At 71.6% G+C, this 26650-nt stretch carries 26 protein-coding genes; 14 read left to right on the top strand and 12 right to left on the bottom strand.

The genetic code is table 11. The features are described 5' to 3' along the window. The first annotated feature begins 3 nt into the window (after window positions 1-3). From BUR99_RS18440 to BUR99_RS18430, 3 genes are read left to right on the top strand one after another with little or no spacing between them, the layout of a single operon-like run. On the top strand, window positions 4-501 hold the full coding sequence (locus BUR99_RS18440) for a GNAT family N-acetyltransferase (protein WP_159441012.1): 498 nt from the start codon (window positions 4-6) through the stop codon (window positions 499-501). Between the two features lie 37 nt (window positions 502-538). After that, window positions 539-1639 carry a serine hydrolase domain-containing protein gene (locus BUR99_RS18435; RefSeq protein WP_074261852.1) on the top strand — a complete coding sequence of 367 codons (1101 nt, stop codon included), beginning with the start codon at window positions 539-541 and terminating at the stop codon, window positions 1637-1639. A gap of 8 nt (window positions 1640-1647) precedes the next feature. Next, window positions 1648-3279, top strand: coding sequence for an ABC transporter ATP-binding protein (locus tag BUR99_RS18430; RefSeq protein WP_074261914.1), 1632 nt, complete (start codon window positions 1648-1650; stop codon window positions 3277-3279). Window positions 3280-3298: 19 nt separating this feature from the next. Here BUR99_RS18430 and BUR99_RS18425 read toward each other — a convergent pair whose 3' ends face one another. Next, window positions 3299-3916: a TetR/AcrR family transcriptional regulator gene (locus BUR99_RS18425; protein ID WP_074261851.1), complete on the bottom strand. Its 618-nt coding sequence runs from the start codon at window positions 3914-3916 to the stop codon at window positions 3299-3301. Between the two features lie 130 nt (window positions 3917-4046). Here BUR99_RS18425 and BUR99_RS18420 point away from each other — a divergent pair, with 130 nt between their 5' ends. Continuing rightward, window positions 4047-5417, top strand: coding sequence for an NAD(P)/FAD-dependent oxidoreductase (locus BUR99_RS18420; protein ID WP_074261850.1), 1371 nt, complete (start codon window positions 4047-4049; stop codon window positions 5415-5417). Between the two features lie 14 nt (window positions 5418-5431). Next, window positions 5432-5812: a cupin domain-containing protein gene (locus tag BUR99_RS18415; protein ID WP_234980914.1), complete on the top strand. Its 381-nt coding sequence runs from the start codon at window positions 5432-5434 to the stop codon at window positions 5810-5812. Here BUR99_RS18415 and BUR99_RS18410 read toward each other — a convergent pair. From BUR99_RS18410 to BUR99_RS20325, 3 genes are all read right to left on the bottom strand, one after another. After that, window positions 5788-7074 (bottom strand): glycosyltransferase, encoded by a 1287-nt coding sequence (locus tag BUR99_RS18410; RefSeq protein WP_074261848.1) that lies wholly within the window; start codon window positions 7072-7074, stop codon window positions 5788-5790. The two genes, BUR99_RS18415 and BUR99_RS18410, sit on opposite strands and share 25 nt — an antisense overlap. A gap of 75 nt (window positions 7075-7149) precedes the next feature. Then, the gene (locus BUR99_RS18405; RefSeq protein ID WP_074261847.1) at window positions 7150-8688 is read right to left on the bottom strand and encodes a multicopper oxidase family protein; all 1539 of its coding nucleotides are present in this window, start codon (window positions 8686-8688) and stop codon (window positions 7150-7152) included. Further along, window positions 8672-9175 (bottom strand): hypothetical protein, encoded by a 504-nt coding sequence (locus BUR99_RS20325; RefSeq protein ID WP_074261846.1) that lies wholly within the window; start codon window positions 9173-9175, stop codon window positions 8672-8674. Before BUR99_RS20325 ends, BUR99_RS18405 begins: the two co-directional genes overlap by 17 nt. A 198-nt stretch (window positions 9176-9373) precedes the next feature. On the opposite strand from BUR99_RS20325, the gene BUR99_RS18395 reads away from it, so the two are divergent. From BUR99_RS18395 to BUR99_RS18380, 4 genes are all read left to right on the top strand, one after another. Beyond that, on the top strand, window positions 9374-11452 hold the full coding sequence (locus tag BUR99_RS18395) for a sensor histidine kinase (protein ID WP_159441011.1): 2079 nt from the start codon (window positions 9374-9376) through the stop codon (window positions 11450-11452). Then, window positions 11445-12137 carry a response regulator transcription factor gene (locus BUR99_RS18390; protein ID WP_234980913.1) on the top strand — a complete coding sequence of 231 codons (693 nt, stop codon included), beginning with the start codon at window positions 11445-11447 and terminating at the stop codon, window positions 12135-12137. The genes BUR99_RS18395 and BUR99_RS18390 overlap by 8 nt, the downstream gene beginning before the upstream one ends. Window positions 12138-12221: 84 nt before the next feature. Next, complete coding sequence (locus BUR99_RS18385) at window positions 12222-12704, top strand: dehydrogenase (protein WP_074261844.1); 483 nt, start codon at window positions 12222-12224, stop codon at window positions 12702-12704. A 79-nt stretch (window positions 12705-12783) separates the two neighbouring features. Then, window positions 12784-15219, top strand: a complete 2436-nt coding sequence (locus tag BUR99_RS18380; protein ID WP_074261843.1) for an HAD-IC family P-type ATPase — start codon at window positions 12784-12786, stop codon at window positions 15217-15219. Here BUR99_RS18380 and BUR99_RS18375 read toward each other — a convergent pair. Genes BUR99_RS18375 through BUR99_RS18360 form a run of 4 tightly spaced genes read right to left on the bottom strand, consistent with a single transcriptional unit; the run spans window position 15152 to window position 17355 of the window. Continuing rightward, entirely contained in the window at window positions 15152-15559 is a 408-nt protein-coding gene (locus BUR99_RS18375) for a hypothetical protein (RefSeq protein ID WP_074261842.1), read from the bottom strand. The two genes, BUR99_RS18380 and BUR99_RS18375, sit on opposite strands and share 68 nt — an antisense overlap. Before the next feature lie 28 nt (window positions 15560-15587). Further along, a complete protein-coding gene (locus tag BUR99_RS18370; protein ID WP_074261841.1) occupies window positions 15588-15905 on the bottom strand; it encodes a hypothetical protein in 318 nt (105 codons plus the stop codon). After that, window positions 15902-16558 carry a CatA-like O-acetyltransferase gene (locus BUR99_RS18365; protein ID WP_074261840.1) on the bottom strand — a complete coding sequence of 219 codons (657 nt, stop codon included), beginning with the start codon at window positions 16556-16558 and terminating at the stop codon, window positions 15902-15904. The genes BUR99_RS18370 and BUR99_RS18365 overlap by 4 nt, the downstream gene beginning before the upstream one ends. Before the next feature lie 53 nt (window positions 16559-16611). After that, window positions 16612-17355 carry a GbsR/MarR family transcriptional regulator gene (locus BUR99_RS18360; RefSeq protein ID WP_074261839.1) on the bottom strand — a complete coding sequence of 248 codons (744 nt, stop codon included), beginning with the start codon at window positions 17353-17355 and terminating at the stop codon, window positions 16612-16614. Between the two features lie 237 nt (window positions 17356-17592). On the opposite strand from BUR99_RS18360, the gene BUR99_RS18355 reads away from it, so the two are divergent. Then, complete coding sequence (locus BUR99_RS18355) at window positions 17593-18261, top strand: DUF4097 family beta strand repeat-containing protein (RefSeq protein WP_074261838.1); 669 nt, start codon at window positions 17593-17595, stop codon at window positions 18259-18261. 80 nt (window positions 18262-18341) lie between these two features. On the opposite strand, the gene BUR99_RS18350 is transcribed toward BUR99_RS18355, so the two are convergent. Both BUR99_RS18350 and BUR99_RS18345 read right to left on the bottom strand, forming a co-directional pair. After that, complete coding sequence (locus BUR99_RS18350) at window positions 18342-18974, bottom strand: TetR/AcrR family transcriptional regulator (protein ID WP_074261837.1); 633 nt, start codon at window positions 18972-18974, stop codon at window positions 18342-18344. Beyond that, window positions 18971-20770, bottom strand: coding sequence for a glycoside hydrolase family 3 protein (locus BUR99_RS18345; protein ID WP_143231714.1), 1800 nt, complete (start codon window positions 20768-20770; stop codon window positions 18971-18973). Before BUR99_RS18345 ends, BUR99_RS18350 begins: the two co-directional genes overlap by 4 nt. A 189-nt stretch (window positions 20771-20959) precedes the next feature. Between BUR99_RS18345 and BUR99_RS18340 the strand changes: the two genes are divergently transcribed. Together BUR99_RS18340 and BUR99_RS18335 are read left to right on the top strand one after the other, a co-directional pair. After that, the gene (locus BUR99_RS18340; RefSeq protein ID WP_074261835.1) at window positions 20960-22279 is read left to right on the top strand and encodes an MFS transporter; all 1320 of its coding nucleotides are present in this window, start codon (window positions 20960-20962) and stop codon (window positions 22277-22279) included. Then, window positions 22276-23016, top strand: a complete 741-nt coding sequence (locus BUR99_RS18335; RefSeq protein WP_074261834.1) for a tyrosine-protein phosphatase — start codon at window positions 22276-22278, stop codon at window positions 23014-23016. Before BUR99_RS18340 ends, BUR99_RS18335 begins: the two co-directional genes overlap by 4 nt. Before the next feature lie 66 nt (window positions 23017-23082). Here BUR99_RS18335 and BUR99_RS18330 read toward each other — a convergent pair whose 3' ends face one another. Both BUR99_RS18330 and BUR99_RS18325 read right to left on the bottom strand, forming a co-directional pair. Beyond that, on the bottom strand, window positions 23083-24222 hold the full coding sequence (locus BUR99_RS18330; RefSeq protein WP_200802770.1) for a trypsin-like serine peptidase: 1140 nt from the start codon (window positions 24220-24222) through the stop codon (window positions 23083-23085). Window positions 24223-24423: 201 nt separating this feature from the next. Then, window positions 24424-24846 (bottom strand): acyl-CoA thioesterase, encoded by a 423-nt coding sequence (locus BUR99_RS18325; RefSeq protein WP_074261833.1) that lies wholly within the window; start codon window positions 24844-24846, stop codon window positions 24424-24426. Window positions 24847-24953: 107 nt separating this feature from the next. Between BUR99_RS18325 and BUR99_RS18320 the strand changes: the two genes are divergently transcribed. Both BUR99_RS18320 and BUR99_RS18315 read left to right on the top strand, forming a co-directional pair. After that, on the top strand, window positions 24954-26018 hold the full coding sequence (locus tag BUR99_RS18320; protein WP_074261832.1) for a winged helix DNA-binding domain-containing protein: 1065 nt from the start codon (window positions 24954-24956) through the stop codon (window positions 26016-26018). 70 nt (window positions 26019-26088) lie between these two features. After that, window positions 26089-26622, top strand: a complete 534-nt coding sequence (locus BUR99_RS18315; RefSeq protein ID WP_084184140.1) for a dihydrofolate reductase family protein — start codon at window positions 26089-26091, stop codon at window positions 26620-26622. Window positions 26623-26650 lie beyond the last annotated feature (28 nt).

The following is a 26650-nucleotide window of genomic DNA, read 5'->3' as shown; positions in this document are numbered from 1 at the left end:
TCCGTGACGCTTCGCCCCGCGACGAGCGACGACCGCGACGCGATCGTCGCCGTCTTCCTCGCCTGCTGGCGAGAGAGCTACGTCGGCGTGCTGCCGGCCGTCGCGATCGAGGCGATGACGGATGACCGTGCGCAGGCGCTCTGGCGACGGGTGCTGGCCTCGACCGAGGGCACGGTGCTCGTCGCCGAGCACGACGGCCTCGTGCAGGGGGTCACCCGCTTCGCGCCCGAGCCCGAAGGTGACGGCGGTGCGGTGCATTCGCTCTACGTCTCGCCCGACGCCCGCGGTCTCGGCCTCGGCACGCGCCTGCTCGACGCCGCCTACGACTCGCTCAGCGAGCGCGGCGCGGCGTCGGTCGCGCTGTGGGTCTTCGCCGCGAACGCGCCGTCGATCGCGTTCTACCGGGGCCGCGGCTGGATGCCCGACGGGGGAGCGCGCACGCAGGCCGAGTTCGGCGAGCCGGAGCTCCGCCTCCGCCGTGGTGGACGGAGGCCGGCATGATCCGGCTCGCCGGACTCAGCGCGCACGAGGTGGCCTCATGAGCGCGCCCGAGACCCTGCTCGGCGCTGCTGCCGCGGCGATGATCGCGCCGAGCGCCGGCTCGCCCGCCGGCTGCGTGATCGGCGTCGACCTGGACGGTGAGCGGCAGGTCGCCGCCGCCGGTCTCGCTGCGCCGGAGCATCCCACCCCGGTGCCGATGCACCGCGGCACCCTGCACGACCTCGCCTCGGTGAGCAAGGTCGTCGGCACGACCACGGCGCTGCACCGCCTCGCCTCGATGGGCGAGCTCGACGTCGACGATCTCGTCACGCGATTCGTGCCGGCATTCGGCGGTCACGCCGAGACGAGCGTCCGCGACCTCCTCCAGCACCGCGCCGGACTCCAGGAGTGGCAGCCGCTCTACCTCGCGCCCGGCGACGACCCCTTCGCGACGATCGACGCGCTCCCGCTCCGCTACGCCCTGCGCAGCGAACGGCACTACTCCGACCTCGGGTTCATGCACCTCGGCCGGGTCGTCGAGGCCGTCGCGGGCCTGCCGCTCGACGCCGCCGTGCGCGACCTCGTCGCGCGCCCGCTCGGCCTCCGCTCGCTCGGCTACGGTCCGGTCGCGGGCGAGGCGGCCACGAGTTCGCACGGCGACGAGGCCGAACGCCGGATGGTCGCCACGGGGCATCCGTACCCCGTCGCATGGAGCGATGCGGGATTCGCCTGGCGCACCGCGCCCGTCAACGGCGAGGCCAACGACGGCAACTGCTTCCACGCCTTCGGCGGCGTCGCCGGGCACGCGGGGCTCTTCGGCTCCATCGACGACGTGCTCGATGTCGCGGCGACGCTCAGCCGCGCCGACGAACGGCCCGAGCTCTGGGACCCCGAGGTCACCGCCGACTTCAGTGCGGCGGGACCCGACGCCGAGCAGGCGCTCGGCTGGCGGCGCCGAGAGCTCGTCGTGCAGGGCGAGCGGATGCCGCTCCTCTGGCACCCCGGATTCACCGGCTGCGCCGTGGGCTTCGTGCCCGGGCGCGGCATCGCCGTGGCCTTCGCGAGCAACCGCCTGCTCGCGGCCGAGCCGGCGCCCACCGACCTCCACTGGCAGCGCGTGCTGGATACGCTCGCCTCGACCCTCAGCACACAGGAGTGAACCCGACCATGACCACGAACGAACCGGTGCTCCGCATCAGCGGCCTCTCGATCGCCTTCCGCTCGGGCGGCGAACTCGTCACCGCCGTCGACGACGTCTCGATCGACGTCGCAGCGGGCGAGACCGTCGCGATCGTGGGGGAGTCGGGCTCGGGCAAGTCGACCACGGCCGCCGCGATCAACCGGCTGCTGCCGGAGAACGGCGTCATCACCGCGGGCAGCATCCGATTCGAGGGCCGGGAGATCACCGAGCTCGGCGAGAATGAGCTCGTGAAGCTCCGCGGCGCGGGCATCGGCCTCGTGCCGCAGGACCCGATGTCGAACCTCAACCCGCTCATGCGGGTCGGCGAGCAGATCGGCGAGGCGCTCGAGGTGCACGGTTACGGCACCGGCGACGCCGTGCGCGCCCGCGTGGTCGAGCTGCTCGAGCTCGTCGGCATCCCCGACCCCGAGCAGCGCTCGCGGCAGTACCCGCACGAGTTCTCGGGCGGCATGCGCCAGCGCGCCCTCATCGCCATGGGCCTCGCGTGCCAGCCGCGCCTGCTCATCGCCGACGAGCCGACGTCGGCGCTCGACGTCACCGTGCAGCGCCGCATCCTCGACCAGCTCGACCAGCTGACCGGCGAGATGGGCACCGCGGTGTTCCTCATCACCCACGACCTGGCGCTCGCCGCCGAGCGCGCCGACCGCATCGTCGTGATGTTCCGCGGCAGCATCGTCGAGACCGGCACTTCGCAGGAGGTGCTCGAGAACCCGAAGCACGAGTACACGAAGCAGCTCCTCGCCGCTGCGCCGAGCCTCGCCTCGCGCCGCGAACCGCTGCCGATCCGCGGCGGCGACGTCGACGCGCGCCCGCTCGTCGAGGTGACCGAGCTGCGCAAGGAGTTCCACCTGCGCTCGCCGAAGGCGGGGGAGCCCGCGACGTTCACCGCCGTCGACGGCGTGAGCTTCACGATCCCGCGCGGCAAGACCGTCTCGATCGTGGGGGAGTCGGGGTCGGGCAAGTCCACGACCGCGAACCTCGTGCTCGGGCTCGAGCAGCTCACCTCGGGTCGCATCGCCTTCGACGGCACCGACCTGACCAAGCTGAAGCGCCGCGAGCTCTTCGCGTTCCGCCGCCGGGTGCAGCCCGTCTTCCAGAACCCGTACGCCTCGCTCGACCCGCGGTACACGGTCGAGGAGTCGATCGCCGAACCGCTGAAGGTGCACCGCATCGGCAACGCCGCGAGTCGCCGCAAGCGAGTCGCCGAGCTGCTCGAGCAGGTCGCCCTGCCGGTGGCCATGGCCTCGCGCCTGCCGCACGAGCTCTCGGGCGGCCAGCGCCAGCGCGTCGCGATCGCCCGCGCCCTCGCGCTCGAGCCCGAGCTCGTCGTGCTCGACGAGGCCGTCTCGGCGCTCGACGTGCTCGTGCAGGCGCAGATCCTCGAACTGCTCGCGGGCCTCCAGGCCCGCCTCGGCCTCAGCTACCTCTTCATCAGCCACGACCTCGCGGTCGTGCGCATGATCTCCGACGAGGTGCACGTGATGCAGCGCGGCCGCATCGTCGAGAGCGGCACGCCCGAGCAGATCTTCGACGACCCGCAGAACCCGTACACGCGGGAGCTGCTCGCGGCGATCCCCGGGGCCGCGCTGGCGTCCTGAGCGGCCGGCTGCTCGGCGACTACGCCGTCGCGTCGTGCCTCGCGCCGAACACGAGTGCGCGCAGCAGCACCTCGAGCGAGGCCTGCACGCGCGCATCCGTCCACGACGCCGGGTCCTCGACGGCCTTGACCTCGTAGCCCCGGCAGTAGAGGTAGAGGATGTCGGCGATGTGCGCGGCCTGTTCGAGATCGACGGATGCCCCGTCGTGCTCGACGTGCTCGGCGCCGGCGAGGAACTTGTCGTACGTGGCATCCGTCACCCGTCGCACGACCTGGTAGGCGCGCTCGTTCGCGCCGCGCACGTCGGCGATGACCTCGATCCAGAGGCTGCGCAGCACGTTCTCTTCCGGGTCGGAGGTGCACATCCACCGGGCGAGGGCGGCGAGCCGCTCGACGCCCACGAGATCGCCGAGGTGCTCGAGGCGCTCGGCGTCCCACTGCGTGCGGGCGTGATCGAGGGCGTTCGCCATGAGGTGGGCGCGCGAGGGCACGAAGTTCGTGATGTAGGCGGTCGAGCGGCCGAGGCGATCGGCGACCGCTCGCAGGGTCACGGCGCGGGTGCCGCGCTCGCGGGCCACCTCGACGGTCGCGCGGGCGATGTCGGCGAGGCGTTCGTCGGTGTCGACGTCGATCGGCATCGGGCCTCCCTCCCTCGGTTGACGACGGCCGGCTGTTGACAGCCTGCCAGCTTCGGCGCTACGTTTCAAAACATTGTTGTAAAACACACCGATATCTCGGGCGCTCGATCTTCACCGGAGAGGAACACGCATGACCACGAACGGCGGAGTCTCGTTCTGGCTGCAGCAGGTCGGCCTGCCGACGCCGCGCCCCGCCCTGCCCGGCGACCTCGACGTCGATGTCGCGATCGTCGGCGCCGGCTACACCGGCCTCTGGACGGCGTACTACCTGAAGCGCGACCAGCCCGACCTGCGCGTCGCCGTGCTCGAGCGGCGCTTCGCCGGGTACGGCGCCTCGGGCCGCAACGGCGGATGGCTCACCAACTCGGTCACGGGCGGCCGCGAGCAGTACGTGAAGACGCACGGCCGCGACGCCGCGATCGCACAGCAGGTCGCCCTCAACGCGACGGTCGACGAGGTCATCGCCGTCACGGCCGCCGAGGGCATCGACGCCGACATCCACAAGGGCGGCGAGCTCGAGGTCGCCTACACGCCGGCGCAGCTCGCCCGGCTGAGGTCCTACGCCGCGGCCGAGCAGTCGTGGCCGGCGACGGATGTCGAACTCCTCGACGCGACGCAGGCGGCCGCCCGCGTGAACGTCGCCGGCCTGCTCGGCGCCGCCTGGCATCCGCACTGCGCGCGCGTGCACCCCGCGAAGCTCGCGCTCGGCCTCGCTGCCGCGGTCGAACGCCTCGGCGTGACGATCTACGAGAACACCACGGTCACCGAGATCCGCCCGGGCGAGGTGCGCACCGACCACGGCACCGTGCGCGCGGCCCACGTGCTGCGCGCCACCGAGGGCTTCACGCCGGACCTCCGCGGCGAGCACCGAACGTGGCTGCCGATGAACTCGTCGCTCATCGTGACCGAGCCGCTCGCGGCATCCGTGTGGAACGAGATCGGCTGGAACGGCCGCGAGGTCCTCGGCGACATGGCGCACGTCTACATGTACGCGCAGCGCACCGCCGACGACCGCATCGCGTTCGGCGGACGCGGCGTGCCCTACCGCTACGGTTCGCGCGTCGACCAGGACGGCCGCACCCAGCAGGCCACGATCGACAGCCTCGGCGCGCTGCTGGCACGCTTCTTCCCTGCAGCAGCGGATGCCGCGATCGACCACGCCTGGTCGGGAGTGCTCGGCGTGCCCCGCGACTGGTCGGCCACCGTCGGCCACGATCGCGCCACCGGCCTCGGCTGGGCCGGCGGCTACGTCGGCACCGGCGTCACGGCGACGAACCTCGCTGGACGCACCCTGCGCGACCTCGTGCTCGGCCGCGACACCGAGCTCACCCGGCTGCCCTGGGTCGGCCATCGCGCCCGCAAGTGGGAGATCGAGCCGCTCCGCTGGCTCGCGGTGCAGGCCATCTACGGCGCGTACCACGCCGCCGATCGCTCCGAACTGCGCGGCCGCGCGACCACCTCGCCGATCGCCCACGTCGCCGACCTCGTCGCCGGGCGCTGAGGGTGGCCACGACCATGACCGGAGGAACCATGGACGAGCACCACCCCGTCGTGACGGTCGCCGGGCTCCGCCCGCTCGAGCGCGATCTCGGCGAGCGCTCGCCGAAGCCGACCGCCGTCACCGACGGCGTGCTCGAGGCGTCCGACTCGCTCTGGGCTCGTGCGGGCCTCGACGTCGGCTACTGGGAGTGCACGCCCGGCCGCTTCACCGCCACCCGCGACGGGTACACCGAGATCTGCCAGTTGCTCTCGGGGCGCGTCACGATCGAGGTCGAGGGGGAGGAGACCGTCGCGCTCGCCGCCGGCGACACCCTCGTGATGCCGAGCGGATGGCGCGGGGTGTGGGTGGTGCACGAGACCGTGCGCAAGCTCTACGTGATCGTCGACGACGCCTGATCCCGCGCCGGGCCTTCGAGCTCGTCGAGCAACGCGCTGCCCGCGGCATCCCGCGCGATCACCTCGCCGAGCTTCGCCGCCGCCAGCCGGTAGCGGTCGTCGCGGAGCACCTCGCCGACCGCCCGGGCGATGCGCTGCGTCGAGGAGCGCCGTGAGATCGCGACCCCGGCCCCTCGCTCCGTGACGCGTACGGCGTTGTCGGCCTGGTCGCGGCCGTGATGCAGGATCACGAGCGGAAGCCCAGCGGCGAGCGACTTGATCACGGTGCCGTGGCCGCCGTGCGTGACGACGAGGCTCGCCTCGCGCATCACGAGTCGATGCGGGGCGGATGCCACGACGCTCACGTTCGCCGGAGCGCGGATCGCGTCGGGCAGCACGGCCGGCCCGGTGGTGACGACGCCGCGCACGGGCAGCTCGCCGAGCGCGTCGGTGATGCGCTGCAGGCACTCGACATGGTTCTGGAACGTCGACGACATGGCCACGAGCACGAGCGGGTCGTCACCGTCGGGCGGCGTCCACGTCTCGTCGGCGGCCCACGACGGATCGTCGAGCACCGGCCCGACGTAGCGGGCGTTCGCGGGCAGTTCCGCCGGGAAGTCGAACGCCGCCGAGGTGAGCACGAGCTGCCGATGCGCGTGCTGCATCTGGTTCCACATCGTCGCGACCGGGTCGAGGTCGTGATCGGTGCGCACGGCGTTGAGCGGTGCAAGCGCGTAGTGGTCGAAGAGCCGCCTGCCCGCCGCTCCGAACGCCGTGTCGCGCAACGCCCCCATGGCGCCGTGCCCCGGCGCGAGCCCGACACCGAACGGCGGCATGCCCTTCGCGGGCAGCGCGTAGGTGTTCGGGATCAGCAGGTCGAAGGGCACGCCGCGCGACTCGGCCGCGATCATCGCGCCGACCGCGAATGACGAGACCACGACGAGCTCGGGCCGGAGCTCGTCGATCGCCGCCGCCGTGTCGGCGGCCTGCACGGGGGCGGGGCCGACGATCATCTCCTCGGCCATTCCACGCGCGATCCCGGGCGGGGTGCGGATCGCCCAGTCTCGGAACGGCTCCGTCACCCGCCCCGTCGTCGGCCGGAACCTCGCGCCGGCCTGAAGCGCCGGCCGCTCCAACGGGTCGTCGGCGAGCACGGTGACGTGGTGGCCGCGCTCGGCGAGTCGGCGTGCGACCCCGATCTCGGGAGGCACCGTGCCGCCGGCGTCGCTGAGCACGAACAGGTAGGTGCGTGCAGCCGGGCGATCCGCCTCGTCGTCGCTCATGCGCCGCACGCTACTCCCCGGGCGAGATGGCGGCATCCGTGGTGGCGCTGAGCGTCGACCTCGGCACGGCGACCGTCACTCCGGGCGGTTGCCGGCGTCGCCGTTGATCGTGAACGGCGTCGTGACGCCCTCGTACATGACGTGGGCGATGAGGCCGTCGACGGCGTGGGGGAGCGTGTGGCAGTGGTCGCTCCAGATGCCGGGGTTGTCGGCGACGAAGGCGATGTCGTAGGACTCGCCGGGGTGCACGTCGAGCGAGTCGACGACCCACGGGCTGCCGGAGGCCGCGACGCCGTCGCGTGAGAGCACCACGACGTGGTGGCCGTGCAGGTGCATGGGGTGCACATCGCCCGAGTCGTTGCGCAGGTGCATCACCACGACGTCGCCCTCGGTCACGTCGAACATGGGCACGTCGGGGAACATGCGGCCGTTGATGGTCCAGAAGTTGCCGGGGCGGCCGTCGATGATGCCGAAGCGGCGGGCGATCACGTAGTCGTAGGAGCGGTCGGGCGCCGAGGCGTCGAACGACAGCGGCGTGGGCGCGCCGTAGGCGAGCAGGTCGAGGGTCTCCTTCGGCTGCCGCACGGGCGGGGCGGATGCCTCGGGCGCCGATGCGTCGCCGATCACCATGCTCCGGGCGCCGCCCACGTGCAGGCGCACGACGTGACCCGCGGCAGGCGCGCGCACCGAGACATCCGCCCGCCCGCCCGCCGGGATGAGCAGCCGCTGCCCCTCGACGTCGGAGGGTCGATTTACGTCGTGCCCGTCGGTCGCGACGACACGGAACGGCTCGGCAGACCACACCGAGGCGGTGCCCTGGTCGGTGTTGATGACGCGCACGCGCACGGTCTCGCCGGGCTCTGCCTCGACGCGCTCGTCAGCGACGCGGCCGTTCAGGGTGTGCTGGCCGCCGTAGACGTGCAGCAGCGCGGTCACGTCGCGTGACGCGGCGTCGCCCGACGGGCCGGATGTCGCGGCGGGCTCGATCACGATCGCGCCGAGCAGGCCGCGCTCGACCTGCACGTGCGACACCTGATGCGAGTGGTACCAGTACGTGCCGGCGTCCTCCGCCACGAACCGGTACACGTGGCGGCCGCCGACCGGCACGGCGTCCTGGGTGATGCCGGCGACGCCGTCGGCGGCGTTCGGCACGTCGATGCCGTGCCAGTGCAGCGTCGCGCCGTCGGCCACCGACTCGTTCACGAACTCGACCTCGACGAGGTCGCCCTGCTCGGCCCGGATCTCAGGCCCGGGAGAGGTGCCGTTCACCGTGTATCCCTCGATCGACCGCCCGCCGGGCACCTCGACGGTGCCTTCGCGGGCGACGAGTTCGACCCGCACGTCGGCGGGGCGATCCGGGTCGGCGATCAGCGACGTCACGCTCACGGCGCCGGTCGCGCCGCCGGTTCCGGATGCCTCGCCCGCACCGGGCACGCCGGCGCTGTGCCCGCTGTGGCCGCCGGCGGCGGTGTCGACGTCGTGCCCGCCCCCCATCGTCATGACCGAGTACTCGCCGAGCAGCGTGGAGCTCCAGGCCAGTGCGCCGGCGCCGAGCGCGGTCGTGACCGCGATGCCGACGACCGCGCACCGGAAGAGCTCACGCCGAGACGGCATTCGAGGTCGCCTCCTCCTGGTCGGCACCGGCTTCGGTCGCAGCGGTGCGTTCGCCGGGCGCCCGAGGCATCCGTCGCACCCGCATCGCCGCGATGACGGCGGCCGCCACGATGGCGAGGGCGTTCGCTCCGTGGATCAGCCCGAGGTAGGGCGCGCCGACGATCGTGAAGCCGAGCGTGACCTGCGCGGCCACGAGGGCGAGCGTGATCGCGGCCCAGAGCTTGGCGCCGCGGGCGCGCACGAAGAACGACACCACGACGAGCACGATCGCGAGCAGCGGGATGACGGCTCCGCCCACGATCCCGTGGATCCAGAAGCCGGCCTCGCCCGTGCCGCCGGATTGGCGGCTCTCGAGGAGGGCCTTGTCGACGACGTCGCCGTTCGAGACCCGGTTGAGCAGGCCGCCGAACGCGAACGCGATGGCCGCAGCCTGCACGACGACGCTCGCGGCGATCGCCCAGGCCAGACCCGTGTAGAACCTGCGCATGATGTGCCTCCCTGTTCGTGCGGGCCGTCGGACGCGGCATCCGCTCGCCTCTCACGTTCTCGGAACGTCAGCGACGCCGGAACGCGGATGGCCCGCCACCGCATGGCAGCCCGCCGTACGCCGGGTGGGGGTCAGCTGCTAAGGGCTGTCGGGGCAGACCCTCTCCCGCGAATCGCCCGACAGGAGGACGATGGAATCGTGGACCGCAGGTGGTTGTGTCTCGCGACGCTCGGCCCCATCGGGGTCGCGTCCCTGGTCTACGTCGTGGTCACGCGGGGCTTCATCGACCCCGACGTCAACTCCGACCACGGCCTCGCCTGGCCGCTGCTCGGAGCGCTGCCGCTGTTCGTGTTCGGCATGTGGCTGCTCACCGTGTCGGCCTCGCGGATCGCCCTGCTCATCGCGCTCGGCGCGACCTCGATGCTCGTCGGCTCGGCGTACGAGACCTTCGTGCATCTCAACCTCGAGATCCTCGGCGAACCGTGGTTCCCTCTCGTCAACATGCTCGGCCTCACCGCCGATGCGGTGGCGACGTCGACGCTGCTGGTCGTGTTCGCGACCTTCCCCGACGGGGTGCTCGAGCGCCGGTGGCAGCGGATCACGGTCCTCTTCCTCTGGACCCCGGTGCTCGTCGGCCCGCTCACCCTGCTCACGACCCCGCACGTCGTGATGTCGCAGTTCATCGGCTTCAGCGGCGATTCGATCCCCAACCCGTATGTCGTGCCGTGGCTCGAGTGGGCGGCACCTGCGGTGCACTACCTCGTCGTCCAGTCGTGGGCGGCTGTCGCGCTCGGCGTCGCGGTGCTCGCCTCCCGTGCGATCTTCGGACCGCCCGAGGTGCGCGACCGTACCCGCGTCATGGCCCTGGCGGTCGGCTCGGCGATGGTGGCGTTCGTGCTGTGGACGTTCGTGCCGGGCGTCTGGGGCATCGAGTTCCTCGTCTACGCGTCGATGATCGCCATCCCGGTCGCGGCGATCCACGGCATCCTCCGGTACGGCGCGTTCGACATCGGACCGGGCGATCGCGGCGCGCGGGTCGAGCGGTCGTCGAACCTGCTCATCACGGTCGTCTACGCCGCCGGGGTCGCGACGCCCGCCCTGCTGCTCACGCCTCCGCTCAGGACCGTGCCCGCCATCCTGCTCACGACGATCCTCGCGGTCGTACTCCTGCCCGCGCGCAGCTGGATGCAGCGGCGGCTCCACCGAGCGCTGTTCGGCGACCGCGAGCGCCAGTTCACGATGCTGAGCGAGCTCGGCGCGCAACTCGAACGGGCCGCCGACCCGCGCGAGCTGCTCACGAGGCTCGCCGAGGCCGTGCGCGACGGACTCGACGCGACGTGGGTGCGGATCCGGCTGGTGTCGACGGATGCCTCGCTTGCCACGGTGCCCATCGGGGTCAGCGGCGACGTCGACGGCGAGCCGGTCGAGTCGTGCGACCTGGTGCGCGGCGACGAGACCCTCGGTCGCATCGAGGTCGGGCCGCGGCACCGCGGCGAATACGGGGAGGCGGAGCGCACGCTGCTGCGAACGGTCGCGGGCCAGGCCGCGGCATCCGTCGCGAACGTGCGCCTGACGGCGCAGCTCGCCGAGCAGCTCGACGAACTGCGCGCCTCCCGCGAGCGGCTCGTCGCGGCGCAGGACGACGAGCGCCGGCGGCTCGAGCGCGACCTGCACGACGGCATCCAGCAGGACGTCGTGGCGCAGATCGCCGGACTCCGCCTCGCCCGCAACCGGCTGCAGCGCGGCGAGCTCGTGCCCGAGGAGCTGGTCGAGCTGCAGGACCAGGCCCGGGAGACGCTCACCGACCTGCGCGAACTCGCTCGCGGCATCCACCCGCCCGTGCTCAGCGACAACGGACTCGTGGCGGCGGTCGAGTCGGGCGTCGCGCGGTACCCGATCCCGCTCACGGTCGAGGCGGATGCCGCGGTGCGCGCCGAGCGGTATTCCGACGACGTCGAGACGACCGCGTACTACGTGGTGCGGGAGGCCCTCGCGAACACTGCGAAGCACGCCGGGGCGACGCACGCATCGGTCGGCCTCGCGCGGAGCGACGGGCACCTGCGCATCGCGATCAGCGACGACGGCTGCGGCATGGGCGCGCTCTCGCCGGCCACGGCGTCGACCGGCGGACTCGCGAACATGCGGGATCGGGTCGCCGCGCTGCGCGGCACGGTGAGCGTGTCGGTGGCGCAGCCGTCGGGCACGACTGTGCTGGTCGACCTGCCCGTGGAACGCCCCGATCGACCCGCCGACCGTGAGGCGGACCCAGTTGGATGAGCCGGGCACGCTGCGCGTCGTGATCGCCGAGGACAACTACCTCGTGCGCGAGGGGTTGCGCCGTCTGCTCGAGGACTCGGGAGAGATCGACGTGGTCGCCTCCACGGGCAACGCGACCGAACTGCTCGACGCGGTGCGGCGGCTCGACCCCCACGCGGTGCTCACCGACATCCGCATGCCGCCGGGCCATCACATGGAGGGCATCGAGGCCGCCCGCGACATCCGCGCCGCGCACCCCGAGACGGGCGTGGTGGTGCTCTCGCAGCACGCCGACGAGAGCTACGCGCTCGCACTGTTCGCCGATGGTTCGGCGGGGCTCGGCTACCTGCTGAAGGACCGCATCGGCGACCTCGAGGACCTCGTGCACGCACTCCACGAGGTGAACGCCGGCGGCTCGGTGATCGACCCGCAGATCGTCGACACGCTCGTGCGCCGCCGGAGCGCGGCGGGGGCGTCGAGCCCGCTCGCCACGCTGTCGCCGCGCGAGCTCGACGTGCTGCGCGAGATGGCCGCGGGCAAGACGAACGCGGGCATCGAGCAGGCGCTCTTCCTGTCGACCTCGACGGTCGAGAAGCACGTGAACGCGATCTTCACGAAGCTGCGGCTGCCCGAGACGGGCGTGCACCGGCGGGTGGCCGCGGTGCTCGCGTTCCTGCAGAACGACGGCACGGAGGCGACGTCGTGAGCGTTCGCCGGTGACGTCGGCCCTGCGACGTGCAGTCCGCCTCGATCCCGGCGAGAATGGGAGGCGACGCAAAAGGGGTACGGCATGGGTGAGCAGCGATCAGACACGACGACGGATGCGTCGGCGGCGACGTCGACGCCGAATGCCGCAGCGGCTCCGCACGGGCCCGGCCATCACGCGCTCGGCTGCCCCGAGTGCTTCGAGGAGCTGCAGCGCAACCAGGACTGGTGGAAGGCGCGCCCCGAGGGTGCACGTCTCGTCGGTCTCGTCGTCGCGCGCGACGACATGCCCTCGGTCGTCGAGCAGCGCAATGACCTCGCCGACTTCGGCGTCGCGATCCTCGACTTCAAGCACCCGGCGGCGGAGGCTCCCGAGACCTGGGAGCAGCGGCTCGGCCGCCTGTTCGGCACGCTGCGGGCGGGCGACGTGCTCGTCGTGGCCAATGAACGCGCGCTCGGCCAGAACCGCGACGAGGTCACCCGTACGATCCGCACCCTGGCCCGGCACAACCTCGTGGTGAAGGTGCTGAGCCACGGCGCGCCGCACCTCGAAGACGCACGCGGCTGACCCGCGGCACCAGGCGCCCGCTTCGGCGCACCCGCGCTGCCGACTGCGGCGGTGCCGTGATCGTCGATAGTCTCGCGACATGAGCGCGACTGACGTCGAGATGATGGGCCTCACGAGCGCCGAGGTGGCCGAGCGTGCGGCCGACGGCCGATCGAACGCCTTCACGCAGCAGTCGAGCCGCAGCGTCTCGAGCATCATCCGCGCGAACGTGCTCACGCTGTTCAACGGCATCATCGCCGCCTGCTTCCTGGTGCTGCTCCTGCTCGGCCGCTGGCAGGACGCCCTGTTCGGCATCAGCGCCATCGCGAACACGGTCATCGGCTCGGTGCAGGAGTTCCGCGCGAAGGCGGCGCTCGACAAGCTGGCGCTGTTGCACGCGCCCCGGGCCCGGGTGCGTCGCGACGGCGTGGTGACCGAGGTCGCGGTCGGCGGCGTCGTGCTCGACGACCGGCTCGTGCTGCGGGCGGGCGACCAGGTGCCGGCCGACGCGCGCGTCGCGACCTCCGCTCGACTGCAGCTCGACGAGTCGATGCTCACGGGGGAGTCCGACGCCGTCGACAAGGCGCCGGGCGACGACGTGCTGTCGGGCTCGGTGGTGATCGCCGGCGAGGGCGAGGCGATCGTGGTGCGCGCGGGCGCGGACTCGTTCGCGAACCGGCTCGCCTCGGAGGCGAAGAAGTTCTCGCTCGTCGCGAGCGAGCTGCGCACGTCGATCGACAAGGTGCTGCGCGTCGTCGCGTGGATCGTCGGGCCGATCGCGCTGCTCGTCTTCAACGCGCAGATGTTCGTGTTCGGCGGGTGGGAGCAGGCGATCGAGTCGGGCGACTGGCGCCAGGCGGCCGTGAACACGATCGCGGCGCTCGTCGCGATGATCCCGCTCGGCCTCGTGCTCATGACGAGCATCGCGTTCGCGGTCGGCGCGGTGAAGCTCGCCCGGCAGCAGGTGCTCGTGCAGGAGCTCGCCGCGGTCGAGGGCCTCGCCCGGGTCGACCTCATCTGCCTCGACAAGACCGGCACGCTCACCGAGGGCAGCATCGTCTTCGACGCCGAGCACCCGCTCGGTGCGGCCGCGGACGACGCCGCGGGCGGGTGTGCCGGATGGCGCAGCGTGCTCGCCTGGTACGGCGGGGAGCCCGACGCGAACGCCACGGCCCGCTGCCTCGCCGAGGCCTACGACGACGTGCCGTCGGCCGCCCCCGTCGCACGCATCCCCTTCTCGTCGGCGCGCAAGTGGAGCGCGGTCGCGTTCGCAACGGGTGCAGCGAGTGCAGCGGGCGCGGAGGTCGCGGGCAGCTGGGTGCTCGGGGGCCCCGAGATGGTCTTCCCCGACAACCGGCTCGCCGACGATGCACGCGGGCTCGCGGCATCCGGTCTGCGCACGCTCGTGCTCGCCCGCAGTGCCGAGCCGCTCGACGAGGTGAGCGAGGCGCTGCCCGCCGGGCTCGAACCGGTCGCGCTCGTGACCTTCCGCGAGCGCATCCGACCGGATGCCGCCGAGACCCTCGCGTACTTCGCCGAGCAGGGCGTGGCCGTGCGCATCATCTCGGGCGACAACCCCGCCACGGTCGCGGCGATCGCGCGCAGCGTCGGGCTCGACGCGGCCGACGGGTTCGACGCGCGGCAGCTGCCCGAGGAGCCGGCCGAGCTCGCGGCCGTGCTGGCGCAGCACCTCGTGTTCGGGCGCGTCACGCCCGACCAGAAGAAGGCCATCGTGATCGCGCTGAAGCAGGCCGGGCACACCGTGGCGATGACCGGCGACGGCGTCAACGACGCGCTCGCGATCAAGGAGGCCGACATCGGCATCGCGATGGAGTCGGGGTCGGCGGCGACCAAGGCGGTCGCGCGCATCGTGCTGCTCGACGGCAGGTTCTCCCACCTGCCGCGCGTGGTCGCCGAAGGGCGTCAGGTGATCGCGAACATCGAGCGCGTCTCGATGCTGTTCCTCACCAAGACGGTCTGGGCCACCGGGCTCGCCCTGCTCTTCGGGGTGTTCGTGCTCGCGTTCCCGTTCCTGCCGCGCCAGCTCTCGGTGGTCGACGGCCTCACGATCGGCATTCCCGCGTTCTTCCTCGCCCTCATGCCGAATGCGCGGCGCTACGTGCCCGGGTTCCTGCGGCGGTCGCTGAGCTTCGCGATCCCGGCGGGGATCGTGGTGGCGCTCGCCGTGTTCTTCTACAGCTGGGCCGCGACGCAGGCGGGCATCGGCGAAGACGAGCTGCGCACGGGCTCGACCCTGCTGCTCACGATCATCGGGCTCTGGGTGCTCATCGTGCTCTCACGGCCGATCGACGGATGGAAGATCCTCATCATCGGCTCGATGATGGTCGGCCTCATCCTCGTCTACTCCGTGCCGCTCGCCACCGAGTTCCTGGTGTTCGTCGACCCGTCGATCGTGACGGCGGTGCTCGTGCTCGCGGTGTCGGTCGTGAGCATCGGGGCGATCGAGGTCATCCGGGCCGTGCACCGGCGGTATGTGCGAAGAACCGCGCTGTTCGACCCGTCCACAACACCGTGATCGCGGCCGCCGCGAGCACGAGGTCGACCAGCACGAACCAGAGCCCGGGTGACGCGAGCAGGATCACCACGTCGAGCGCGATGGTGATGCCGAGCAGCACGGTGACGAGCACCCGGGCGTCCTGCCGGGCGCGCGTGAGGCCCGCGGCGATCGCGATCACGAAGAGCCCGAGCAGTACCGTGCAGGCGCCGACGATCGTGACGATCAGGCGTTCGCCGTCGACGATGTCGGGCAGGTAGCGCGCGAACATCAGGGCGATGCCCACGAGCACCGCCACGACGCCGTTGAGGTAGCCGAGCACGACGGCGACGACGAGCTCGGGCGGTGGGCGGCGGGTCATACCGGCGACCCTAGCCGAGTACCCGACGTCACGCCGCGGGCTGTGGCTGTACGCGGATGCGGCCGGGCAGGAACGGCAGGGCGGGTGCGCGGTACACGAGCGCCGGCGCGTGGTGCGGTTCGAGCGCGAGTTCGGCGCGCCCGAAGCGCCACAGGCGGTTGAACAGGAACACCCCGATCACCGCCGTGTCGTCGGCAGGCAGCTGCCAGGTGCCGACGCCCCACTGCGCGGGCTGGCCCAGGCCGCCGATCACGAGCGTCGGCCTGACACGGCCGTAGAGCGCGAACCAGGGCTTGTGCAGGGTCAGTTCGACGCGGCGGGTGGGCGACGGCTGAGCGGAGGTCACGCGCCCACCCAGCTCGCATCGGCCAGGAGCTGTTCGAGGTCGCTCAGCAGCCGTGCCGTGTGGAACCCGTCGGCGGCGGCGTGGTGGATCTGCACGGCGACCGGCAGCAGCGTGCGGCCGTCGCGCTCGACGTACCGTCCGAGTGTGAAGATCGGCAGCAGATGGCTCGTGCCGCCGTCGATCTGCAGGGTGAATCCGGTGAAGCTCGTCCACGGCAGGCTCGACACGTCGAATGCGTTCGGCGGCAGATCGCCCTGCGGGAACATGGTGGTCGCGCTCGCCGCGGTGGCGAGCAGCTCGGCGGCCCGCTCGTGGAAACGGCCGAAGTCGGGGTCGTAGGGCGCCCAGACCGCGGCGAAGGTCTCGCGCTCGGCGTTGAACACGGTGAACGCGGGGTGCACCACTGGCCAGCTCGCCGCCTCTCCGGTGTCGGTCAGCGCCATGCGGAACTCGCGGAAGCGGTTCACGACGGTCGCGATCGCCCAGATCTGCGCGACGTACGTCTTGCGCGACGACGTGCGGAGTGCCGCGGCGAACGCAGACACGTCGATCTCGACGGTGATGGCGTAGGTGCACGGCACGCGGTGGCGGTAGTGCTCGAACGTCTCACGCCGTGGCCAGGTGTCGAGGTCGATCAGTTCGGGGCTGGTCATTCCTCGATCGTCGCAGGTCGCGGTCGTTCGCACGGCATGAGCTGCGACATCCGTCAGCGTTCGCGGTCTCTCCCGTCGGCGTTCGTGGCGGGCATCGTCGAGAGGATGTCCCGTGCCTGCTCCGCGGCCCGGGCGATGCTCTCGGCGACGAAGTCCACGAAGCGGGCCATGTTCTGGAGCCGGTTGCCGGCCGGGGTGTCGCGTCCGAAGACGTTGACGCCGCGCCTGGCGGCCTCGGCGAGCTCGGCGTTGGAGCGCGCCGCGGCGATCATCGACTGGTACCAGGCGTCGTTGTCGGCCGAGTAGCGCTCGCGACGGCCGGCCTCGACCTCCCGGCGCACGAGTCCCACGTTCTCGAGCAGTGCGACCGCCTTGGAGACCGATGCCGGGCTGACCTGCAGGCGCTGCACCAGCTCCGCCGCGGTCAGGCTGCCGGCGTCGGAGGTGTAGAGGCAGGTCAGCACCGAGGCGGCCATGCGGGGGAGTCCCGACTGCATGAGGATCGTGATGAACGCCTCCTCGTACTCGTGCACCGCGTCGGGATCGCGGCCGTGCGCCGGCGCGGGCGCGTGCTGGCCGCGCGGTGCCACCGGCTTCCGTTGATGGGTGCGGCGCTCGGTGGCGCGTTGCGCGAGATCGGCTCGGTAGGCCGCCGGGCCGCCGTTGCGCATCACCTCGCGGGTGATCGTCGAGGTCGGGCGATCGAGGCGTCTGGCGATCTCGGCGTAGGCGAGGTCGTCGGACAGGCCCAGCGAGATCTGCTGGCGTTCGTGCTGGGTGAGTCTGCCTCCCGGCATGTCGGCCTCCTTCGTCGACGGATGCCTCCAGTATGACCTTCGTTCCACAGTCATTGCAACGAGGTGATGGTGGGGTCATTGCGTTAGAATTCGCGCAGTTGCAACGATTAAGCCGGTTTGATCAGCATTTTTTGAGAGACAATGCAATTCTCTTGTTGTGCAATGTGTGAACGCAACGTAGCGTTACCAACATCAGAAACACCAACTGAACGCAACACCGACTGAAGAGGAATCATCATGCAGAAGTTCGACACCCCCGCCGCCATCACCGCCGTGCTCGACATCTCGGCGGGCCGCGTGCAGGTCATCGCCGCAGACCGGGCCGACACCGCGGTCGAGGTGCGCCCCGCCAACGCTTCGAAGAGCCGCGACGTGAAGATGGCCGAAGAGACGACGGTCGAGTACCGCGACGGCGTGCTGCGCATCGCGACGCCCTCGGGCAACCAGATCCTCGGCCCGTCGGGATCGGTCGAGGTCACGGTGCAGCTGCCGGCCGGCTCGCGCGTCGAGGCGAAGGCCGCCGCCGCCGAGTTCCGCGGCGTCGGACGCCTCGGCGACATCGCCTTCGACGGAGCCAACGGCACGATCAAGATCGACGAGGCCCAGAGCGTGCGGCTCTCGGCGCTCGCCGGCGATGTCGTGGTCGGCCGACTCAACGGCCCGGCGGAGATCAGCACCCAGAAGGGCGACATCCGCATCGCCGAGGCCGTGCGCGGCTCGGTCGTGCTGAGCGCGCAGGCCGGCAACCTGTCGGTCGGCGTCGTGCCCGGGGCATCCGCCACGCTCGACGCAGGCACCACCTACGGTCGCGTGCAGAACTCGCTCAACAACACGAAGGGCGCCGACGCCGAGCTCGCCATCACGGCGACCACCGCCTACGGCGACATCGAGGCCCGGAGCCTCTGAGGTCGCACCCGGAGACGACGAGCCGCCGACGCCCTCGCTGGGCGCCGGCGGCTTCGTCGTCTCGCGACCGACCGTGTCAGTCAGGCGTCGAGCGGATGCCCCGACACGCGCTCGTACAGCCCGGCCGCCGCCGCCGAGAATACGGCGACGTAGTCGATGCGGTCGGGCAGCGTCACCCACTGGTTGCGGATGCCCTCGTTCAGCGCGAGCAGCTCGAGCACGACCTGTCGGGGCTCGACCCCAGCGTGGAGCTCGCCGTCGTCGATGCCGCGCTGCACGATCGGCACCAGCTCGGCGAGGGCGAGTTCGAGGTTCGCGGTGAGGCGGTCGGCGATCGGATGCCCCTCGAGCAGGCCCGACCCGGTCAGCATGGCACGGAAGCGTACGTAGTCGGGTTCGGACGCCGCAAGGCGTACGGAGTCGATGTGCCAGTTGACGAGCTCGCGCACCGACGTGACCTCGCCGAGATCGTGCTGCGTGTAGGCCGCCTCGCGCCGCTCGACGATCTCGAGGAAGAGGCTGAGCTTCGTCGGGAAGTGGTGGATGAGGCCGGCGTCGGTCACCCCGGCGTCCTTCGCGATGTCGGCGATGCGGGTGCCGTCGTAGCCGCGTCGGGCGAAGCGGCGCACGGCGGCCGCGATGATGCGCTCGCGGCGCTCGTCGCCGCGCCGCTGGCGGCCGTCGAGGGGCGCCGCGACATCCGCTTCGCTCACCGGTCGCCTCCTTCGAGTGCCGTCCACCCGAGTCCGTGCCCGAATCGGAACAGCGGGTCCACGGTATCGAACGGCACGTCTTCGCGGGATGCCTCGACCGCCGCCATCGACCGCGGCAGGTCGACGGGCAGTCGGCCGGGGGCGGCGGCGCGGCCGGTCACGGCATCCAGCAGCACCTCGTCGGTGACACCGAACGTCGTGAGCAGTGCTGCCGCCCGCTCGGGGAAGCCCGTGAGCACGGCCGGCCGGTCGAGGAAGACGTCGACGACGGTCGGCACCCGGTCGCAGATCTCGAAGATGCGCTCGCGCTCGGGCTGGGGGAACTCGAGCGATCCGGAGTGGAAGGCGGCCTCGAACGGGTCGTCGCTCGCGTCGAACGGAGCTTCGAGCCGCAGCACGGCGAGGTCGGCGTCGGCGGGGGAGTCGACCGGGACGCCGTACCGGCCCACGACATCGAGGTCGACGCCCTCGCTGTAGATGCGGGTGCCCGGCGAGACCGTCACGGGCGAACCCGACAGCGCCACGACCGACGCGGCCTGCACGCGTGCGCTGATGGCGAGGTGCTCGCGAGTCGCGACGAGCTCCGGTGCGCGCTCGTCGCGGGTGCCGTGCTCGCCGTCGGCATCGGCGCCGACGCTCGCGGGCCCGAACAACCCGAGCCGCTCCTTCTCGCGCAGCACGCGCAGCACCGACTCGTCGAGTCGCGCCTCGGTCACGAGCCCGGCCTCGACGGCGCGCAGGATCAGACCGGGGTCGTCCTCGCCGCCGAGCTGGTCGACGCCCGCATCGAAGAGCCGGCCGACGCGCTCGACGGGCGGCAGGTCGAGCAGCCCCCATGCCCGAACGGGCAGTTCGAGGCCGAGGCGCGGCAGCCGCATGCCAGTGACGATGTTGAAGTCGGTGATCACGACGCCGTCGAAGCCGAGGCGCTCGCGCAGCACGCCGGTGATGAGCTCGCGCTGGAAGGCGAAGCCGACGGGCGGCAGCTCGACGCCGGTGCCGGCATCGCTCGCGCTCGCCCCGACCGGTGCCGCATAGCCGGGCATGACCCGCGCGACCCCGAGTTCGACCGCCGCGGCGAACGGCGCGAGGTGGTCGTCGAACCGGCCGCCGGGGTAGACGGTGTTGGCGCCGCGCTCGAAGTGCGCGTCGTCCCCGCGCCGTTGCGGCCCGCCGCCCGGAAAGTGCTTGACGGTGCAGGCGACTCCGCCAGCGGGGCCCTGCATGCCGCGGAGGTACCGTGCGAGCGTCTCGGTCGCATGCGCCGGGTCTTCACCGAAGGTGCCCGCGACGCGGGCCCAGCGCGCCTCGGTCGCGAGGTCGGCCATGGGATGCAGGGCGACGTCGATGCCGACGGCGCGCAGCTCGCGGGCCATCATCGCGGCGGCCTCCTCGACGAGCTCGGAGTCGAACATCGCGGCGAGGCCGAGGGGCTCGGGCATGGGCGAGAAACCGTCGCCGCTCTGCGAGGTCGCGGCGTTGTGCACCCGACCGTGCCGCGGGTCGCTGAGCACGCTGACCGGCACGTCGAGGCGGTGCTCGGCGGCGCGCGCGTCGATGGCGTCGCGCCAGCGCGCGAGCGCGGCGACGCCCGGCGCGTTCATGATCGTGAGGTGCGAGATCGAGCGTTCGAGCAGCAGTTCGCTCGTCGGTGCGAAGCCGAACGGGGATTCGGCGTCGGTGCCCTCCCACAGCGCGCCGCCCTCGCCGACGACCACCCTGGCGACGCAGAGCGCTCCGGCCTTCTCTTCGATGGTCATCTGCGCGAGCAGGGTCTCTGGGCTGGCGAAAGGCACGGGGCTCCGTCTCGTCGGTGGTGGCTCGGCGCGCTCGTCGATGGCGCATCGGCGGGCACTTCCTCACGGTACGGGTGAGGCAGTAACATCATCTCGCAGTTAACCTAGTCGTCACTAGGTTTTAGTCTTCACGTTGATCCGATCTGTTCGGATAGCGCTCAACGACGAGTCCAACCGGAAGGAACCACGATGGCTGTCGAAGCCACCACGCGCAGCACCCCCGCCGTGCCCATGCGCAAGATCTACCTGCTCGCCCTCATCGAACTCGCCGCCCTCGGCGCGCTCGTGACGCCCCTGGTCGTCGCGCTCTCGCTGAAGGTGCTGCAGATCGTGCCCGAGGGCGAGAAGGAGGCCGCGCTCGGCCTGATCACCGCAGTCGGCGCCGTCTGCGCGATGCTCGCGAACCCGCTCTTCGGCCACCTCTCCGACCGCACGACGAGCCGCTTCGGCCGCCGCCGCCCGTGGATCGTCGCCGGCACGCTCGGCGGTCTCGCCGGCGCGCTCGTCATGGTCGTGGCATCCGACGTGCCCGTGCTGCTGCTCGGCTGGGCGCTCTCGCAGGTCGCCTACAACGCGACCCTCGCGGCCCTCTCTGCGCTGCTCGCCGACCAGGTGCCCGAGGCGCAGCGCGCGAAGGCGTCGGGCATCTTCGGCGCCTTCGGCTTCCTCGGCATGGTGCCCGCCATGATCGTGGCCGCCGTCTTCGCCTCGCAGCTCACGGTCGTGCTGCTCGCCATGCCCGTGCTCGCCGTCATCGTGGTCACGGTCATCTGCCGCTTCGTGTCCGACCCGCCCATCGACCGCAGCGCGGTGCCGCCGGCATCGATCGGCAGCGTGCTCACCTCGTTCTTCTTCAACCCGGCGAAGGTGCCGATGTTCACCCTCGTGTGGCTGCAGCGCTTCTCGATGCAGTTCGGGTACACGATCATCTCGACCTTCGGCCTCTTCTACCTCATGCTGCGGCTCGACATGGGCCAGACGGATGCCGCCGCGCTCACCTCCATCGCGACCCTCGCCGGTGCCGCGGTCAACGTCGGCGCGGCGTTCCTCTGCGGCTACCTCGCCTCGCGGCGCGGCAACTACGGCCCGTTCATCGCGGGTGCCGCCATCCTCATGGCGACCTCGCTGCTCATGAAGGCGTTCACCGGCGACCTCGTCGTGTTCTGGGTGAGCACGGTGATCGCGGGCTTCGCCCTCGGCGCCTATTACGCGGTCGACCTGGCGCTCGCGATGCGCACGCTCCCCGTCGGGCACGAGGGCAAGTTCCTCGGCGTCTTCAACATGGCCAAGACCCTGCCGCAGTCGATCGCCCCGGCGCTCGCGCCGTTCGTCATCCTGATCGGCGGCTCCGACCCCATCTCGGGCGGCGACAAGAACTACGTCGCCCTCTACCTCGTGGCGGCGGGCGCTGTGCTCGTCTCCCTCGTCACCCTGCCGGCGCTGCGCCCCGTGCTGCGCCGTGCACCCGAATCAGCGGATGCCCCGGCACCCGCGGAGGTCTCAGCATGACGCTCACCACCATCACCAACCTCGACGGCCTCGTGAACTTCCGCGACGTCGGCGGCATGCCGGCCGGGGAGGGAACCATCGCCCCGGGTGTGCTGTACCGCTCGGAGGGACTCGCCTCGCTCAGCGAGGAGGGCCGCCGCGAGCTCGCGGACTGCGCGATCGGCACCGTCGTCGACTTCCGCAGCGAGGGCGAGGTGGCCCACTCGCCCGGCCTCGCCGCGGACTCGGTGCGTCCTGCGCTCGTCAGCATGCCGCTGCTCGACGGAGCCGTGCCCCTCGGCGGCGGGCGCCTGCCCACCCTCGACGGCATCTACCTCGAACTCGTGCAGCAGGCGGGCGACCGGTTCGCCCGGCTCGCCTCGATCATCGCGACGAGCGATGACGCCGTGCTCGTGCACTGCACTGCCGGCAAGGACCGCACCGGGGTGGGAGTCGCCCTCGTGCTGCTCGCCGTCGGCGCCGACCGCGACGCGGTGACGGCCGACTACCTCGCCACGACCTCGAACCTCACGGGTGAGTGGACCGAGCGCATGCTCGGCGCCGCACACCGGATGGGCGCCGAGGTGACGCCCGAGCTCGAAGCGCTCGTGAACGGCACCTCGGCCGAGGCGCTCGGCGCGGCGCTCGACTGGGTGCAGCAGGAGCACGGCAGCGTCGACGCGTACCTCCTCGCGCACGGACTCACCGCGGACGAGCTGGTGCGACTGCGCCGACGGCTCGTCGACGCTCCGCGGTGACGGCTCGACGCCTCGGAGTCGGTCGGCTCGTCGGAGTCGACCGGCTCCTCGGTGTCGACCGCCGGATCAGGCCGGCCAGTTGCTGCGTGCCCACGCCACGAGGGAGTTGAGCGCGCCGCCGCCCGCACCGACGTTGGTGTCTTCGAGGGTCCACCAGAGGAAGGTGGTCTTCGAGCCGCCGCTGTGGGTGGCGATCGCGTAGGGCTGGCCGTTCCAGAAGCCGAAGACCGGGCCGCCGGAGTTTCCCGCCGTCGCGTCGGCCTCGTACTCGACCTCCTCCGCCGACCCGCTTCCGTCATCGTCGAGCACCGGCCACCACATCTGGCGCGAGGGACGGTTCCCACCCGACACGGCGTCCGGGTAGCCCGCGAGCGTCCAGTAGTCGCCGCCTTCCCACGCGCTGTTGTAGTTCTTCGTGCCGAAGTACCCGTAGTTCACCCCGAGCGGGGTGTACAGGCGCAGCACCGCCATGTCCCACGCGGAGACCGAGTCGCCGGTGTCGTAGCCGTAGTAGTCGGAGACGTACGAGCTCACGCCCCGGCTGAGGGTCGATGCGCCGTCGTAGTACGCCGGAATGAACTGCATCGCCCAGTTCGGCGAACCCCACGGGCACATGTGTCCGGCCGTGAGCACGGTGCGGTCGCCGATCAGGACGCCCGACCCCGACCACGCCGGATAGGGAGAGCCCCAGTCGTCCCAGACCAGCACCTTGCCGACGCAGGTCCACGGGTAGCCGCCCGGATAGTAGACCTGGCGTTGATCGGCCCCGAAGACCCCGTAGTGCGGCTCGATCAGCTCGCCGTCGACCCGCCGCAGCACGGTCGACCTCGGGGCCGTCACCTTGGCGTGCGGCTCGAAGTCGACCCAGGCCGGCCGTGACGGTGCGAGCTCGGTCGCCCCGGCGTACTCGCGGGTGATCCCCTTGTCGATCTCGTCGAGCGAGAGTCGACCGGAGGCACGGCCGGGCATGACCAGGCCGGTCCCCTCGGGGAGCCGCAATTGCCATCGATCGGCGTCGTAGTGCACCGGTTCGGCGGCCTTGAGGTCGAACTTCTCCCTCGTCGTGATCGTCAGCGTGCGGCCCTCGACCTGGGAAGCGAGCTCCTCGGGCATGCGCTCGGAGCTGCGCTCGTTGTCGAGGCGTCGGAACTCCTCCGGACCGTTCGGCGGCTCCATCGCATCGTTCGTCGACGTCGTCTCGTTCATGACACTCACCTCCAGCATCCGGAGACCATCTCCGAGTGCAGGCGGAGGACGGAGTCCTGCGCGCGCTGCTCGGGGTGCCATACGGGTACGACGAGCAGTCTTCGCGCGACCGCCCTTCCGTGCTCCTCACGCTGCTCCTGCTCGGACGCGGCGGCATCAGGACAGCACTGAGCGAGGTTCGGTGGCAGCCCTGAGCGAGCGTCAGTCGCCGGCTTCGAAGAAGAGCGCCTGGAGCTCGTCGGGCCAGTCGGTGGCGCGCCGCGTGCGGGCGTCGACGTGGGCCACGATCATGAGGCACCTCGAGACCGTCGTGCCGGCGGCATCCGTCATCGTGCACTCGATCATCGCGTCGGGCCCTCGGAACTCGCGTACGAACGAAGTGATCGAGACGTCTTGATCCGCCGTCAGGGGCCGGATGAAGTCGATCTCCATGCGCCGCACCCAGGTCATGAAGCCGAGGGTGCCGAGTGCAGGCAGATCCCAGCCGGCGTATCTCGCGAGCCCTTCCATGCGGTGGTCGGCGAAGTACCTGGCGTAGTTGCCGGTGCTCACGTGCTGGAACGGATCGAGCTCCGAGAAGGCGATGCGGTGCGTGGTCTCGTAGACGATCGGCGTTCTCGTCATCGGACCTCCTGGGAGCTCGCGGGCGCGTCGCGGCACAGGCTACGCCTCTGCGGCGGAGGCGGCCAGCGTGCGCACCGGCCCGACCGTCGCGTGGATACGCTGCAGGGGTGATCACCGATCGAGACATCGCCCGTTGGCGACTGCACTCGCAATTGCTCGCCGCCCCGGCCGGCGCCGCAGAGGACGTGGTGCGCACCCTCACCGCGGTGCAGGCCGAGAATGCCTCGCAGTCGGCGTGGGCGGTCGCGACGCGCGCCAAGTCGCCCGAGCAGGGCGATCTGGCCGCCGCGCTCGCCGACGGGCGCGTGCTGCGCATCCACGTGCTGCGCTCGACCTGGCACTACGTGCACGCCGACGACGCGTTGTGGCTGCAGGAGCTCACCGCGCCGCGGGTGATGCCGATCTTCGAGCAGCAGTTGCAGCCGATCGCCGGCAGGCTGGGCGTGCTCGGCGATGCGATCGAGAAGATGCTCGCGGAGTCGCCCGACCGCACCCGAGGCGACCTCGCCGAGGGCCTCGCCGAACGCGGCGAGCCGCTCACAGGCCAGCAGCTCATGCTGCTGCTCGGCCGGCTCGAGGTGCAGAGCCTCGTGTGCAGCGGCGCGCCGCGCGACGGCGAGCACACCTATGCCCGCTTCGCCGACCGCGTGCCGAGCCCGCGCCGCCTCGACCGCGACGAGGCGCTCGCCGAGCTCGCCCTGCGGTACTTCACCTCGCACGGTCCGGCCACCGATCGCGACCTCGCCTACTGGGCGACCCTCACGGTCACCGACGTGCGTCGTGGCATCGCCGCGGCCGGCGATCGGCTCGACTCCTTCGAGCACGAGGGCCGCACCTTCTGGCACGCTCCCGGGGAGGCCCCGGCATCCGCGGCGCCCGCCGGCCACCTGCTGCAGGTGCTCGACGAGATGTATCGCGGCTACCAGGACTCGCGCTGGATCATCGACGCCGACGGCGTCGTGCCGAGGGCGCGCGAGGCCGCGATCGGGATGGCGCTCGTCGACGGGCAGCTCGTCGCCGGCATGAAGCGCACGGTGACGACGAAGGCGGTCACGTTCGCGGTGCATCCGCATCGCGCTCTGACGACGCGCGAGGTCGCGGCCGTCGACGACGCCGCGGCGCGGTACGGCACGTTCCTCGGGCTCGAGGCGCGGGTGCGACTCGAGGCCTGATCGCGGGCGGCGGCGGTGAGAAGCCGTCGAGCCCGTGACATCCGGCGCTCGAAGGCGCAGTCTGGAATGCATGGGAACAGTGACGATCTCTTTCGAAATGACACTCGACGGGGCGTTCGACCAGATGGAGCACTGGTTCGACGACAACGAACCCGAACTCGTGCGCCACTCCGACGAACTCGTCTTCGGTGCCGACGCGGTGCTGCTCGGCCGGGAGAGCTACGAGTTCTTCCGCGAGTACTGGCCCGCGCAGACCGACGGGCGCGGCTTCGCGGCGCACTACAACGCGCTGCCGAAGTTCGTGGCCTCGACGACGCTGACGGGCCCGCTCGACTGGAACTCGACGCTCATCGAGGGCGATGTGGCCGAGGCGGTGCGGCGCCTGCGCGACCAGTACGGCTCGATCATCTCGCACGGCTACGGGCAGTTGGCGGCGACCCTCATGGACGCCGGGCTCGTCGACGAGGTGCACGCCGGCATCCACCCGTTCATCGTCGGCAACGCCGAGGACCGGCTGCGCACGCCGCACCCCGTGGGCCTGCGGCTGCTCGACGTGCAGGGCTCGGAGTCGGGCACCATCTTCGCGAGGTACGCGCCGGCCTAGCGAGCAGCCAGGCACGGCGAACAACGGA

The organism is Agromyces cerinus subsp. cerinus, assembly GCF_900142065.1.
Taxonomy (GTDB): Bacteria; Actinomycetota; Actinomycetes; order Actinomycetales; family Microbacteriaceae; genus Agromyces; species Agromyces cerinus.
This window is presented reverse-complemented; position numbering and strand designations above follow the sequence as displayed.

Excerpts from the sequence above, each read along its gene's own strand:
- BUR99_RS18435 (WP_074261852.1), top strand. The coding sequence starts at position 539 with ATGAGCGCGCCCGAGACCCTGCTCGGCGCTGCTGCCGCGGCGATGATC.
- BUR99_RS18430 (WP_074261914.1), top strand. The coding sequence starts at position 1,648 with ATGACCACGAACGAACCGGTGCTCCGCATCAGCGGCCTCTCGATCGCC.
- BUR99_RS18425 (WP_074261851.1), bottom strand. The coding sequence starts at position 3,916 with ATGCCGATCGACGTCGACACCGACGAACGCCTCGCCGACATCGCCCGC.
- BUR99_RS18420 (WP_074261850.1), top strand. The coding sequence starts at position 4,047 with ATGACCACGAACGGCGGAGTCTCGTTCTGGCTGCAGCAGGTCGGCCTG.
- BUR99_RS18415 (WP_234980914.1), top strand. The coding sequence starts at position 5,432 with ATGACCGGAGGAACCATGGACGAGCACCACCCCGTCGTGACGGTCGCC.
- BUR99_RS18410 (WP_074261848.1), bottom strand. The coding sequence starts at position 7,074 with ATGAGCGACGACGAGGCGGATCGCCCGGCTGCACGCACCTACCTGTTC.
- BUR99_RS18405 (WP_074261847.1), bottom strand. The coding sequence starts at position 8,688 with ATGCCGTCTCGGCGTGAGCTCTTCCGGTGCGCGGTCGTCGGCATCGCG.
- BUR99_RS20325 (WP_074261846.1), bottom strand. The coding sequence starts at position 9,175 with ATGCGCAGGTTCTACACGGGTCTGGCCTGGGCGATCGCCGCGAGCGTC.
- BUR99_RS18385 (WP_074261844.1), top strand. The coding sequence starts at position 12,222 with ATGGGTGAGCAGCGATCAGACACGACGACGGATGCGTCGGCGGCGACG.
- BUR99_RS18380 (WP_074261843.1), top strand. The coding sequence starts at position 12,784 with ATGAGCGCGACTGACGTCGAGATGATGGGCCTCACGAGCGCCGAGGTG.
- BUR99_RS18375 (WP_074261842.1), bottom strand. The coding sequence starts at position 15,559 with ATGACCCGCCGCCCACCGCCCGAGCTCGTCGTCGCCGTCGTGCTCGGC.
- BUR99_RS18365 (WP_074261840.1), bottom strand. The coding sequence starts at position 16,558 with ATGACCAGCCCCGAACTGATCGACCTCGACACCTGGCCACGGCGTGAG.
- BUR99_RS18360 (WP_074261839.1), bottom strand. The coding sequence starts at position 17,355 with ATGCCGGGAGGCAGACTCACCCAGCACGAACGCCAGCAGATCTCGCTG.
- BUR99_RS18355 (WP_074261838.1), top strand. The coding sequence starts at position 17,593 with ATGCAGAAGTTCGACACCCCCGCCGCCATCACCGCCGTGCTCGACATC.
- BUR99_RS18340 (WP_074261835.1), top strand. The coding sequence starts at position 20,960 with ATGGCTGTCGAAGCCACCACGCGCAGCACCCCCGCCGTGCCCATGCGC.
- BUR99_RS18335 (WP_074261834.1), top strand. The coding sequence starts at position 22,276 with ATGACGCTCACCACCATCACCAACCTCGACGGCCTCGTGAACTTCCGC.
- BUR99_RS18330 (WP_200802770.1), bottom strand. The coding sequence starts at position 24,222 with ATGAACGAGACGACGTCGACGAACGATGCGATGGAGCCGCCGAACGGT.
- BUR99_RS18325 (WP_074261833.1), bottom strand. The coding sequence starts at position 24,846 with ATGACGAGAACGCCGATCGTCTACGAGACCACGCACCGCATCGCCTTC.
- BUR99_RS18315 (WP_084184140.1), top strand. The coding sequence starts at position 26,089 with ATGGGAACAGTGACGATCTCTTTCGAAATGACACTCGACGGGGCGTTC.